The 12,036-nt window shown below is 65.8% G+C and carries 15 protein-coding genes; 3 read left to right on the top strand and 12 right to left on the bottom strand.

Annotated elements, in window-relative coordinates; translation table 11 throughout:
- Positions 1 to 380: 380 nt before the first annotated feature.
- The 4 genes from ABIB58_RS11630 to ABIB58_RS11645 all read right to left on the bottom strand — a co-directional run bounded on the left by ABIB58_RS11630 (position 381) and on the right by ABIB58_RS11645 (position 2,698).
- Entirely contained in the window at positions 381 to 581 is a 201-nt protein-coding gene (locus tag ABIB58_RS11630; RefSeq protein ID WP_242077583.1) for a hypothetical protein, read from the bottom strand.
- Between the two features lie 54 nt (positions 582 to 635).
- Positions 636 to 926, bottom strand: a complete 291-nt coding sequence (locus tag ABIB58_RS11635) for a DUF167 domain-containing protein (protein ID WP_161642926.1) — start codon at positions 924 to 926, stop codon at positions 636 to 638.
- 76 nt (positions 927 to 1,002) lie between these two features.
- Positions 1,003 to 1,932, bottom strand: coding sequence for an electron transfer flavoprotein subunit alpha/FixB family protein (locus ABIB58_RS11640; protein WP_354041042.1), 930 nt, complete (start codon positions 1,930 to 1,932; stop codon positions 1,003 to 1,005).
- Between the two features lies 1 nt (position 1,933).
- Positions 1,934 to 2,698, bottom strand: a complete 765-nt coding sequence (locus tag ABIB58_RS11645) for an electron transfer flavoprotein subunit beta/FixA family protein (RefSeq protein ID WP_184280012.1) — start codon at positions 2,696 to 2,698, stop codon at positions 1,934 to 1,936.
- A 116-nt stretch (positions 2,699 to 2,814) separates the two neighbouring features.
- On the opposite strand from ABIB58_RS11645, the gene ABIB58_RS11650 reads away from it, so the two are divergent.
- Entirely contained in the window at positions 2,815 to 3,159 is a 345-nt protein-coding gene (locus tag ABIB58_RS11650) for a hypothetical protein (protein ID WP_354041045.1), read from the top strand.
- Positions 3,160 to 3,169: 10 nt separating this feature from the next.
- On the opposite strand, the gene ABIB58_RS11655 is transcribed toward ABIB58_RS11650, so the two are convergent.
- Positions 3,170 to 3,742 (bottom strand): cob(I)yrinic acid a,c-diamide adenosyltransferase, encoded by a 573-nt coding sequence (locus ABIB58_RS11655; RefSeq protein ID WP_354041047.1) that lies wholly within the window; start codon positions 3,740 to 3,742, stop codon positions 3,170 to 3,172.
- Positions 3,743 to 3,744: 2 nt separating this feature from the next.
- A complete protein-coding gene (locus ABIB58_RS11660) occupies positions 3,745 to 3,948 on the bottom strand; it encodes a twin transmembrane helix small protein (protein WP_055755048.1) in 204 nt (67 codons plus the stop codon).
- A 157-nt stretch (positions 3,949 to 4,105) separates the two neighbouring features.
- Here ABIB58_RS11660 and ABIB58_RS11665 point away from each other — a divergent pair, with 157 nt between their 5' ends.
- Positions 4,106 to 5,260 carry a hypothetical protein gene (locus tag ABIB58_RS11665; protein ID WP_354041050.1) on the top strand — a complete coding sequence of 385 codons (1,155 nt, stop codon included), beginning with the start codon at positions 4,106 to 4,108 and terminating at the stop codon, positions 5,258 to 5,260.
- A gap of 7 nt (positions 5,261 to 5,267) precedes the next feature.
- Here ABIB58_RS11665 and polA read toward each other — a convergent pair whose 3' ends face one another.
- The 5 genes from polA to ABIB58_RS11690 form a co-directional block, all read right to left on the bottom strand.
- The gene (polA, locus tag ABIB58_RS11670; protein WP_354041052.1) at positions 5,268 to 8,180 is read right to left on the bottom strand and encodes a DNA polymerase I; all 2,913 of its coding nucleotides are present in this window, start codon (positions 8,178 to 8,180) and stop codon (positions 5,268 to 5,270) included.
- A gap of 37 nt (positions 8,181 to 8,217) precedes the next feature.
- Entirely contained in the window at positions 8,218 to 8,835 is a 618-nt protein-coding gene (locus ABIB58_RS11675; protein ID WP_055809524.1) for a DUF6655 family protein, read from the bottom strand.
- Complete coding sequence (locus ABIB58_RS11680) at positions 8,835 to 9,275, bottom strand: VOC family protein (RefSeq protein ID WP_017505426.1); 441 nt, start codon at positions 9,273 to 9,275, stop codon at positions 8,835 to 8,837. Before ABIB58_RS11680 ends, ABIB58_RS11675 begins: the two co-directional genes overlap by 1 nt.
- A gap of 81 nt (positions 9,276 to 9,356) precedes the next feature.
- Positions 9,357 to 9,596, bottom strand: a complete 240-nt coding sequence (locus tag ABIB58_RS11685) for a zinc-finger domain-containing protein (RefSeq protein ID WP_017505425.1) — start codon at positions 9,594 to 9,596, stop codon at positions 9,357 to 9,359.
- Positions 9,597 to 9,652: 56 nt separating this feature from the next.
- Positions 9,653 to 9,946 carry a hypothetical protein gene (locus ABIB58_RS11690; RefSeq protein ID WP_265150531.1) on the bottom strand — a complete coding sequence of 98 codons (294 nt, stop codon included), beginning with the start codon at positions 9,944 to 9,946 and terminating at the stop codon, positions 9,653 to 9,655.
- Between the two features lie 185 nt (positions 9,947 to 10,131).
- On the opposite strand from ABIB58_RS11690, the gene ABIB58_RS11695 reads away from it, so the two are divergent.
- Complete coding sequence (locus ABIB58_RS11695) at positions 10,132 to 11,106, top strand: ABC transporter ATP-binding protein (RefSeq protein WP_265150533.1); 975 nt, start codon at positions 10,132 to 10,134, stop codon at positions 11,104 to 11,106.
- Here ABIB58_RS11695 and ABIB58_RS11700 read toward each other — a convergent pair.
- Entirely contained in the window at positions 11,103 to 11,984 is an 882-nt protein-coding gene (locus tag ABIB58_RS11700) for an alpha/beta fold hydrolase (protein WP_265150534.1), read from the bottom strand. The genes ABIB58_RS11695 and ABIB58_RS11700 overlap by 4 nt on opposite strands.
- Positions 11,985 to 12,036 lie beyond the last annotated feature (52 nt).

Here is a 12,036-nt window from a genome sequence, read left to right on the forward strand (position 1 = left end):
CCCCGTGTCAACCGCTCTTTTCAGAGATCTTTCGGAGAGAAGAGCGAACCCTTCAGACCGCAAGAAACCACCGGAGGAAAGCGAGGCTTACCTCTAAAAACCCGTCGGCGATTCGATTGGAGCGCGGAACCTAGTGAAACCAACCGATGAAAGCAAGAAGTTTTTCAACTCTTTCTTCCGTGGGACCTTGGAGATCTTCACCCCCGCGACCCCGCCGGCCGGCCCGTTTCCGAGCGAGGCGGCTCTATACGGAGAGGCTGATTTGTCAGCAAGCGGATTCTGAGAGTTCGGAGGAAGTTTCTCGCAAAACCGAGATCGTCGATCAGGAATCGTAATCCTCCGGGCAATTTGAAGCCCGTAAATACAGGCGTTTCGCCTTCTCAGGCCCCGCCGAGACGCGACATCAGTTCTGGATCCTGCTCGCAGGCCGCGACCTCATCATCGAAGGCGCGTTGGGCATCCGCTTCTTCGCTAAAGGTCGCCGGCTCGGACAGCCGCAGGCTCGAGACCGCGTAGACATCGCCCTTCTGCTCGAGCGTAACGCCGCTGCGGGCGTGGAGGATGCGGGCGTCCATCGTCATTGGGCTGGTCTCCTGTTCAGATATAGAACGCACCAATCGGCCGGATGGCTCTCCTCAATCGCCAGAAAGACCGTCGACGAGGCGCAAGCGCAGCTCTTCGTCATCCAGGCCGTGCACGACGATCATCTTAGAGCGCGACTGTCCACCGCGTCCCACGCTGACCGCCGACTTGGGGACGCCAAGGCTTTTGGCCAGGAGCCGGGTCAGGGCGTCGTTGGCCTCTCCCTCGATCGGGCGGGCGCGGACGCGCACCTTGAGCACGGGTCGTCCCTCGGCGTCGCTCATCCAGCCGTCGATGCGGTCAACCGCAGCGCCGGGCTGCAGCCTTACAGGCAAATTCGCCATGCGGTCCTCTGCGGGCAAGAAAAAGGGCGCGGCTCCGATCGGCGCCGCGCCCTTTTCAGATCGATGCGACCTGGGCCTAGCCCAAGGCGGCCATCAGTTCCGGCACAACCGTCTTGTAGTCGCCGACCAGACCATAGTCCGCGACCTGGAAGATCGGGGCGTCCGCATCCTTGTTGATGGCGACGATGGTCTTGGAGTCCTTCATCCCGGCCAGGTGCTGAATGGCGCCCGAGATGCCGATGGCGATGTAGAGCGCCGGGGCGACCACCTTGCCGGTCTGACCGACCTGATAGTCGTTGGGCGCATAGCCGGCGTCGACCGCCGCGCGCGAGGCGCCGATGGCGGCGCCCAGCTTGTCGGCGAGCGGCTCCATCACGGCATGGAACTCGTCCGCCGAGCCCAGGGCGCGACCGCCCGAGACGATGATCTTGGCGGCGCCCAGTTCGGGCCGGTCCGACTTGACCATTTCCTCGGACACGAAGGCCGTCTTGGGCGCATCGGCGCCGGCGACGCTCTCGACCGGGGCCGAACCGCCATCAGCAGCGGCCGCGAAGGCGGTCGGTCGCACCGTGATCACCTTCTTGGCGTCCGGCGACTGGATCGTCTCCAGCGCATTGCCGGCATAGATGGGGCGCACGAAGGTATCGGCCGACACCACCTCGATGATGTCCGAGATCGGCGCGACATCCAGCTTGGCGGCCAGACGCGGGGCGAAGTTCTTCCCGTCCGTGGTCGCAGGCGTCAGGATGGCGTCGTAGCCCCAGGCCAGCGGCAGGACGGTCGCCTCGACCGCCTCGGCCAGCATCTTGCCCAGACCGGCGCCTTCAGCCAGCAGAACCTTGCGGACGCCCGCGATCTTGGCGGCGCTATCGGCGGCGGCCTGCGCCCCCTGCCCCACGACCAGAACGTCCACCTCGGACGACAGAGCCAGGGCGGCGGTCACGGTCTTATTGGTGGTGTCGCGAACGGCCAAGCCGTCGTGATCGGCGATGACGAGGACGGCCATCTTACAGCACTCCCGCGGACTTGAGGGTTTCGACCAGTTGGGCGGCGCTGTCGATCTTGACGCCGGCGGCGCGCTTGGGCGGCTCGGTGACCTTGACCACCTTCAGGCGGTCGGCGACATCAACGCCGTAGTCGGCGACCGCCTTCATGGCGATCTCCTTCTTCTTGGCCTTCATGATGTTCGGCAGGGAGGCGTAGCGCGGCGTATTCAGCCGCAGATCCACCGTCACCACCGCCGGCAGTTCGGCGGCGATCGTCTGCAGGCCGCCATCGACCTCGCGCGTGACCGTGGCCTTGCCGGCATCGATCACCAGTTTCCCGGCGAAGGTCGCCTGGGGCCAGTCCAGCAGGGCGGCCAGCATCTGGCCGACCGCATTGTTGTCGCCGTCGATCGACTGTTTGCCCATCAAGACCAGGTCGGGTTTTTCTTCCTCGACCACCGCCTTCAGCAGCTTGGCGACCGCCAGCGGTTCAAGATCCGTGTCCGACTGGATCAGCAGACCCCGATCCGCGCCCATGGCCAGCGCCGTGCGGATGGTTTCCTGGGCCTGGGTGACGCCGATGGAGACCACGACGATTTCCGTCGCGGTGCCGGCGGCATGGTGTTCCTTGCCTTCCTTCAGCCGAACCGCCTCTTCGACGGCGATCTCGTCGAAGGGGTTCATGCTCATCTTGACGTTGGCCAGATCGACGCCCGACTGATCCGCCTTGACGCGGGCCTTGACGTTATAGTCGATCACCCGTTTGACGGGGACGAGTACCTTCATGGGTCTATCCGTGAAATCGCCTGAATGTGTGGGCAGGACATGGAGCGGTCGCGAAGGCCTGTCAACGTAACGTGGGGTCAAGCTGTGGCTTCGATCCCTATCCAACGGACCACGAGATGAAGCGTTTCCTGACCTTTCCCCGCCTGGCGATGATCTTCTTCGGCCTGTTCGGCATCACGGTCGTCGGGATTTTCGTCCTACAGGACTACTGGGTCGCGCCCGGCAAACGCTGCGAGGCGGCCGGCAAATGGTACGATATGGAAAGCCGCATCTGCGCCCAGCCCATCTCCATCGCCCAGATCACCGGCCGCCCCAATGGCGTGTCGCGCGCCGAGGCGTCGGCCGAGAAGAACCGCGAGCTGGTTCGGATCGAACAGGACCTCGCCGCCCAGAGCCGCGCCCGCGCCGCAGAGGCCGAGCGTCAGAAAGCCGCACTGGCGGCGGCGCGTCCCGCCGCCTGACCGGTTTCGCCTAGCGGGTCGCGCCGGGCTTCCATTTGATGTCGCCGGCGCCGTTGGCGTTGGCGCGTCGCGCGGCGACGAACAGATGGTCGGACAGACGGTTCAGATATTTGACCGCATCGACGTTCACGGCCTCGCCGTTTTCGATCAGGCGCACCGCCTCGCGTTCGGCCCGTCGGCAGACGGTGCGCGCGACATGCAAATGCGCCGACAAGGGCGCGCCGCCCGGCAGGATGAAGCTGTCGAGCGCCTTCAGGCTCTCGTTCATCCAGTCGATTTCCTGCTCCAGCCGCGCGACCTGGCTCTCGACGATGCGCAGGGCCTCCCACGCAGGTGGCGGGTCCAGGGGCGTAGCCAGATCGGCGCCCAAGTCGAACAGTTCGTTCTGGATCCGGCCCAGCATGGAGTCGATCCGGTCGTTCTGGCCGCTGTTCAGGCGGGCGACGCCGATCACCGCGTTCAGCTCGTCCACCGCGCCATAGGCTTCGACCCGGGCATCGCTCTTGGACACCGGCGCGCCGGACGCCAGCCGCGTGCGACCGTCATCGCCCGTGCGGGTGTAGATCTTGTTCAGCGTCACCATGATCAGGCCCCCTGCGTCGCCTTCCACATCATGCCGACGACCAGCAGGATGACGGCCACCGCCTGAAGCCCGACGCGCAGGCGCATCAGCTTGTTGGAATGGCTGCGCGCATAGTCCCCGCCCCGAAACAGCGAATAGAGGCCGAAGCCCAAGGTGATCGTCACGGCCAGGATCGCGAGGATGATCAGAATGTCGAAAATCTGCATGCCGCCGTTCTAGACCCGGATCGCCGTCACGCGCCAGCATGGCGCGCAAAGCCTTTGTTCCACGGGTAGTGTCGAACGGCAGCAGTTCACCAACCGCAGCTATTTTATTTCGCGAGCTAAGCCATTTGGTGACGATTGTTGGCTTAACGTCAGCGCCATGACCGATCGCGCCGTCCGCAACCTCGAGCACCTCAAGGGCTCGGCCTCCACCGCACGCGTGCTCAACCTGCTGCGTGTGTGGGAAGAAAACGGAGACAGCGGGCCCGACGGCGCCGTGCGCAATCCCGACTGGGCGGCGCGGCCGATCTTTCGTACGGCGGCGCTGAACCGCGCCCTGATCATCAAACATCGTCTCCGGCGCAATGAGACCGATCTATTCACCGGCCGACGCCAGGTCGCGACCAAAGTGGTCATCCCCATCGACGATGCGGACCTGAAGACCGGCGGCCGATACGTCTTCGTCAATCAGATCGGCTTCGAGCGGATGATGATGGAGGCGTTCGGCGTTGCGCCCAACCATCCCGACATCGAGACCCTGCGCCTGATCGACAAACTGCCGTCGCTGGACCCCTTTTTGCTGCGCGAGCAATTGCGTCGCGGCGGCCTGGACCCCTCGCCCTGCTACTTCTCGATCAGCGACAGCGACCTTCAGCGCATGCTGGCCTTCGTCCGCAGCGAGATCGAGCCGCTGGTGACGCTGAGCCTGGGCGCGGATACGGTGGCCGTGAATTCGGACTCCGCCGGGCGGATGGCGTCCAAGATTCTGTCGAACACGCCCGGCGATCAGCTGGATGCCCTGAGACTGACGCTGCGCCTGGCGCCCGAACAGTATCAGGAGGGCGTCTTCTGCTGGAAAGGCTTCCTCTACTACAAATGGACGCTCGCCGCCCTGCTGGGCGAGGTCGCCGGCGTCGCCGAGGCCGTCCGCACCATCAAGCCCGCCGGCAAGGTCGATCACGCCGCCAAGGAATATCTGGGGCGCAGTCGCGACGTCCTGCGCGGCCGCATCATCAAGACATGCGACGAAGTCAGCCGAACCCTGCGCGTCTATGACGACGCCTACGCCAAACTGACCCAGGAAGGCCAACCCATCGCCTTTCGCGACTTCCTGCTGGACGCCCCGTCCATGTTCGCCAAGCTGGGCGACCAGTTGGGGGCCGTCCAGCACATCGTCAGCTACTGGCGCTTCCGCTTCGGCCCGTCGGCCTCCCCGGTGAACGTCGAGGAGTTGATGGACATCTTCATGGACTTCGAAACCGGCCTGCTCGGCCGCGGCGAACTCCCCGACGACATCGGCATGATCGCCGCCTAGCCCGATCCTAGTGCGCCGCGTCCCAGTTCGAGGCCGCGCGAGCATCCACCACCAGCGGAACTGTCAGGGCCACGGCCGGGTCTGCAGCGTTCTCCATCACGCGCTTGATCACAGAGATCGCGCGCTCGGCCTCGGCTTCCGGCGCCTCGAACACCAGTTCGTCGTGGACCTGAAGCAGCATGCGCGTGCTTAAGCCCGCTTCGGTCAGAGCGGCAGGCATGCGGATCATGGCGCGGCGGATGATGTCGGCGGCCGCGCCCTGGATCGGGGCGTTGATGGCGGCGCGCTCGCCGAACTGGCGCTCGGCGCCGGACTTGGAGTGAATGGCCGGGATATGGATTCGGCGGCCGAAGACGGTCGAGACGAAGCCGGTCTGGCGCACCTCGGCCTTGGTCTTGTCCATATAGGCGCGGATGCCGGGGAAGCGTTCGAAATAGGTCTTGATATAGGCCCCGGCCTCGCCCTGATCGATGCTCAGCTGGTTGGCCAGGCCGAAGGCCGAAATGCCGTAGACGATGCCGAAGTTGATCGCCTTGGCGCGACGGCGGGTTTCGGACGGCATCCCCTCGACCGGCACGCCGAACATCTCCGAAGCGGTCGCGGCGTGAATGTCCAGCCCGGCCTTGAAGGCCCGCTTCAGCTCGGGGATATCGCCGATATGGGCCAGCAGACGCAGTTCGATCTGGCTGTAGTCGGCGCTGATCAGAACATTGCCGGGCGCGGCGATGAAGGCCTGGCGGATCTCGCGGCCCGTCTCGGTGCGGATCGGGATGTTCTGCAGGTTGGGATCGCTGGACGCCAGACGACCCGTGGTGGCGGCGGCCAGTTGATAGCTGGTGTGCACCCGGTCCGTCTTTGGATCGGCCGCCGCGGTCAGGGCGTCCGTGTAGGTGCCCTTCAGCTTGGACAGCTGGCGCCAGTCCAGGATCGCGCGCGGCAGATCGTGGCTTAGCGCCAGTTCCTCCAGCACGCTGGCGTCGGTGCCCCACTGGCCCGAGGCGGTCTTCTTACCGCCCGGCAGGTTCAGTTCGCCGAACAGGATCTCGCCGATCTGGCGCGGCGAGCCGATGTTGAAGGGACGCCCGGCGATCTCATGAGCCTGGGCCTCCAGCTCGGCCATGCGCAGGCCGAACTCGCTGGACAGGCGCTTCAGCCGATCGGGATCGATGCGAACCCCGTTCAACTCCATGTCCGCCAGCACCGTCGGCATGCCGCGTTCCAGCGTCTCATAGACGGTGGACAGGCCCTCACGCGCCAGCCGGGGTTTCAGGATCCGCCATAGCCGCAGGGTCACATCTGCATCCTCGGCGGCATATTCCGAGGCCGGCTTCAGCGCAACGTGCTTGAAGGATTTCTGGCTCTTGCCGGTCCCCGCCACGCTCTTGAACGGAATCGGCTCGTGGCCCAGGTGCAGGCGCGCCAGCTCGTCCATGCCGTGGCCGTGTAGTCCGCCCTCCAGCACATAGGAAATCAGCATCGTGTCGTCATAAGGCGCGACGCGAATGCCCCGGCGCGCCATGACGGCGATGTCGTATTTGGCGTTCTGAAGCACCTTCAGGACCGACGGGTCTTCCAGCAGCGTCTTCAGCTTGGCCAGGGTCGTGGGCTTGTCCAGCTGATGGATCGGCTCGGGCGCCTCGCCCGCTTCGCCGAAAAGTCCGCCCTCGCCGGCCTGCGGCTCGTGTTCGTGCGTCAGGGGGATGTAGCAGGCCTCATTCGGCCCCACCGCCAGCGACACGCCGCACAGCCCCGCATGGGTCGCCGACAACGTATCGGTCTCGGTGTCGAAGCCGACGACGCCGACCTCGATCGCGCGGGCGATCCAGCGATCCAGCGCCTCTTCGGTCTGGACGCATTCGTAAGCCGCGTGATCGAAGGTCTGAACCTCGGCCGGGCCTTCGACGACCTGGCCGTAGCGAGGGGTTGCGACCGGCGCGTTCAGGTTCGGCGCACGCTTGGGCGCAAAGGCCGAGACGTCGCTGGGCCCGGCCTTGCCGTCGCCGACGCGGCGTTGCAGCGAGCGAAACTCCATCGTCTCCAAAAAGGCCGACAGGATCGCGGGATCGGGATCGCGCACGGCGAAATCCTCGATCGCCTCGGGGGCCGGCGCATCACAAGTCAGGCGCACCAGCTCGCGCGACAGACGGATCTGGTCGGCGAAGTCGATCAGGGTCTGGCGGCGCTTTGGCTGTTTGATCTCGCCGGCGGTGGCCAGCAGAGTGTCCAGATCGCCGTATTCGTCCAGCAGCTGCGCCGCCGTCTTGGGCCCGATGCCTGGCGCGCCGGGGACGTTGTCCACGCTGTCGCCGATCAGGGCTTGCAGATCGACCATCTTCTCAGGCGCAACCCCGAACTTTTCAAAGACCTCAGGCTCGGCCAGACGTCGGTCCTTCATCGGATCCCACATCACGACGCCGCCGCCGATCAGCTGCATCAGGTCCTTGTCCGACGAGACGATCACCGCCTCCCCGCCCGCATCGCGCGCCTTGCAGGCGTATGTGGCGATAAGGTCGTCGGCCTCATAGCCGGGCAGTTCGACGCAATGGACGCCGAACGCCGCCGTCGCTTCGCGCACCAGCGGAAACTGCGGGACCAGATCCTCGGGCGGCGGGGGGCGATGGGCCTTGTACTGATCGTAGAGGGTGTTGCGGAACGTCTTTTCCGAGTGGTCGAAGATGGCCACCAGATGGGTCGGGCCATCGGCGCCCTTCATGTCCTTCAGCAGCTTCCACAACATGTTGCAGTAGCCCTGGACCGCGCCGACCGGCAGGCCGTCGGACTTGCGCGTCAGAGGCGGCAGGGCGTGATAGGCGCGAAAGATGTAGGCCGAGGCGTCGATCATCCACAGCCGCAGCGCAGGGCCGTCCTGCGTCATCGGGCGTTCGGTCTCTGGATTTTCGGGCGCAGTCGTCTCGGTCATCGCGAGAACATAGGGCTCCAACGCCCCCGCGTCAGCGTCAGAATTCGGTCCAGCTCGATCCGGGATCGCGTTGACCCGGCTGGGCCTGCTGCTGGCCCCAGGACACGACCATGAAGGCCTTGTGGCTGCGGATGCGATAGGTGCCGATCATCGGCACAACGGCGCCCAGCGGCGCACCGGTCTTGGCCTCATAGAGGAAGCCGGAAAACTCGGCGACCCCGACACGGTCGCGGTGGCTGTAGACCGACAGTTCCGGCAGGGAGACGACATTGAAGGTCTCGTTGATCGGGATCCGCATCTCGGGAATGCCGAAGACCCGGCGCATCTGCTCCAGCGACAGGGCGCCGGCGCGGATCTCGAACACGGCGTTCGCCTCGTCCTTGTTGCGGGCCAGGCTGAAACCGGCGTCCGAGATCGCCCCCCGGATCGCGCTGACGGCATAGCGGGTGCCCTCGCCCTGGAAATAGGCGTCGTCGATGAAGACCGAAGCGCCTGTCGGCAACGGCAGGACCAGCCCCTCGACCGCCCGGTCCGAGGCGCGCGCCAGGAGCAGCTGCTCCGTCGCCGTGCGGCCGGTGTTGCTCTCGGTGGTCGAGGCGCAGGCCGACAGCACGACCGCCGCAACCGTCAGCAGAGCCGCCGTCCGCACCGTCATCACCAGGCGCCGACGTTCGGCATGGATGCCCAGGGCTCAGCCGGCGCCAGCGGCGCGCCCTCCTGAAGCAGTTCGATGGAGATGCCGTCGGGCGAGCGGACGAAGGCCATGTTGCCGTCGCGCGGCGGACGGTTGATCGTCACCCCGCCGTCCATCAGCTTCTGGCAGGCGGCGTAGATGTCATCGACCTTGTAAGCCAGGTGACCGAAGTTGCGGCCGCCCTGATACTCTTCCGGGTCCCAATTGAAGGTCAGCTCGACCTCGGGGCAGCGTTCCGCCGCCGACTGTTCCAGATTCTTGGGCGCGGCGAGAAACACGAGCGTGAACCGACCCGCCTCATTCTCGGTGCGGCGCACCTCCTGCAGACCCAGCAGGTCGCAGTAGAAATGCAGCGAGGCGTCGATGTCCTTTACCCGGACCATGGTGTGCAGATAGCGCAAGGCTCGTCTCCGTCCGAACAGCGTGTCAGCCGTCTATAGACCCAACCGCCGCGACACCGCGACTGAACTGAGGTTACGGTCTCAGTGGGCCTCGGGCGCGCGGGCCGCGGGGCTCAGATATTCGTTCTCGTCGTGGGCCTGGGCCGACAGGACGAAACGCCGGTCGCAATAGCCGCACTCGATGAAGTCGTCCTCGCCCATGTCCATATAGACCAGCGGATGGCCCAGAGCCCCGCCGCCGCCGTCGCAGGCCACGCGTTTGGTCGAGACGACGATCTCTTCGGGCGGCGGGATGATGGCGTCGGAATGGCGGGGAGGCATGGTCCGGTCCGGGTCTGAAAGGCTTGCGGGCTTCCTAGGCGGACCGGCCCCGAAGGTCAAACCTCGCTGGGCGCCGCCGGGCGACGGCCCAGAAGACGGTTCAGCATCGCCTTGCGCTTCTTGAACAGTGTCAGGCCTAGACAGGCCGCGCCGACCCACAGACCGATCTCGCCGATCAGCAACAGGGCGGCGCCGGCGATGGCGGCATGCGTCATCTCGATCTGATCCGTCTTGCCCGCCAGCAGCGCCAGTCCTCCACCGATGTAGCCGATGGCGCAGACCGCCATGGCGACGAAGCCGATCAGGCGGGTGCGGGTCAGAGGCGGCTTGGCTTTTTGAACGGCTGTCACGGCGATCTCCATCAAGTGCGGTTGTCTTTATGACAAGCACGCTAGACACGTCAGTCGTGCAAGTCAAGCAACATTGACACATGGATAAGCCTGCTTGTCTGATGCTGTTGGTTAGACAGGTTGGCGATTGCGGTCCCTCGCCCTACCTATGCCGCTCGCCGTCCCGTCCGAGTGAATAACCGACCATGTCTGAGACCCCCGCCCTGCCCGACAACGCCATCGAGGTGCGGGGATTGAAGAAGACCTATGCCGGGTCCAAGAAGGCTGCGCCCAAGACGGCCCTGCGCGGCGTCGACCTGGTCATTCCGCGCGGCTCGGTCTTCGGCCTGCTGGGCCCGAACGGCGCCGGCAAGTCGACCCTGATCAACATCCTGGCCGGGGTGGTGAAGAAGTCCGAGGGCTCGGTGACCATCTGGGGCCGCGACATCGACAAGGAGCCGCGCGACGCCGCCGCCGCCCTGGGCGTCGTGCCGCAGGAGATCGTCGCTGACGTCTTCTTCACCCCGCGCGAATCGCTGGAGGTGCAGGCGGGCTTTTACGGCGTACCGAAGGACGAGCGCCGGTCCGACGAACTTCTGGCCGCGCTGGGCCTGTCGGACAAGGCCAACGCCTATGTCCGCGCCCTGTCCGGCGGCATGAAGCGCCGCCTGATGGTGGCCAAGGCCCTGGTCCACAATCCGCCGATCCTGATCCTGGACGAGCCGACGGCCGGTGTGGACGTCGAACTGCGTCGCCAGCTTTGGGCCTATGTCCGGCGCATCAACGAAGAGGGGGTGACCATCGTCCTGACCACCCACTATCTCGAAGAAGCGCAGGAGCTTTGCGACACTATCGCCATCGTCAACCGGGGCGAGGTTGTGGCCTGCGAGCCGACGCCGCAGCTTCTGCGCCGGCTGGACAGCCGCAATGTCGTCGTGACCCCGGAAACGCCCCAGGCGACGCCGCCGGTGCTGGCTGGCTTCGAGGTCACGCCCCGGCCGGGCGGCGCCTTCGCGGTCGCCTACAAGAAGGGGCAGTCGTCGGTCGAGCAGGTCATCAACGCCGTGCGCGCCGCCGGCGTCACCATCGCCGACATCACCACCGAAGATCCGGACCTGGAGGACGTCTTCCTGGCCCTGACATACGGCGATACGTCGCGGGTCGATCCGACCAAGGACTAATCGACCTCGGCCAGGAATTCGAAGATCGCCGCCTTGGCCTCGGCCTCGTCCAACATGGGCGCGTGGCCGATGCCAGGAACCTCGACATAAGACATCGTCGGGGCCGCCTTCTTCATCCGCGCGGCGATGTCGGCGCTCAGCAAGTCAGAGTTGGCTCCCCGCACCAGCAGCGTCGGCCTCTTCTTCGCCAGCCGCCGGAACATGGGCCACAGATTGGGGACCAACGCCTTGGCCCCCGCCGCGCGGATCGGTACGGCGATGTCGGGATCGTAGTCCAGCGTGATCTCGCCGTCGGGCTGCTGGCGGAAAATGCGTCGCGCGAAGGCGTCCCAGTCCCGCTCCGTATAGTGCGGGAAGGCCACCGCATTGATCCGCTTCGCATAGGCCGCCGCATCGGCCCAGGAGCCGATCTCCACCGGCTGACCGCTGTAGGCGGCGATCCGCGCCAGACCTTCCGGCGCCACCTCCGGCCCGATGTCGTTCAGGATAGCCGCGACCACCGCCCTGGGCCGGATCGCCGTCAGCGCCATGGTGATGAGCCCGCCCATCGAGGTGCCGACGAAGACCGCTCGATCGATTCCAGCCTGCTCCATCAGGGCCAGAACGTCGCGCGCATAGACGTCGGGCATATAGGTCATGGGGTCGGGCGCACGGTCCGACAGGCCGCGCCCGCGCACATCCACCGCCAGCACCCGCCGCCCGCTTTGGGCCAGAAGCGGCGCTATGGCTTCGAAATCGGCGCTGTTGCGAGTCAGGCCGTGGATGGCGATCACCGGCGGCCGCGCGACGCCGGGACCGGGTGCATACTCGCGCGCGAACAGGCTGAGACCATCCGGCGAGGTCCAACGCCGTTCGACAAAGGGATAGGACGCGTTCATTGGCGATCTCCTCCGATTTTCGATCAGAGTAATTCACCAGGCGAGGAAATGC

It is taken from the genome of Brevundimonas sp. UYEF29, assembly GCF_040546195.1.
Classification (GTDB): Bacteria; Pseudomonadota; Alphaproteobacteria; order Caulobacterales; family Caulobacteraceae; genus Brevundimonas; species Brevundimonas huaxiensis.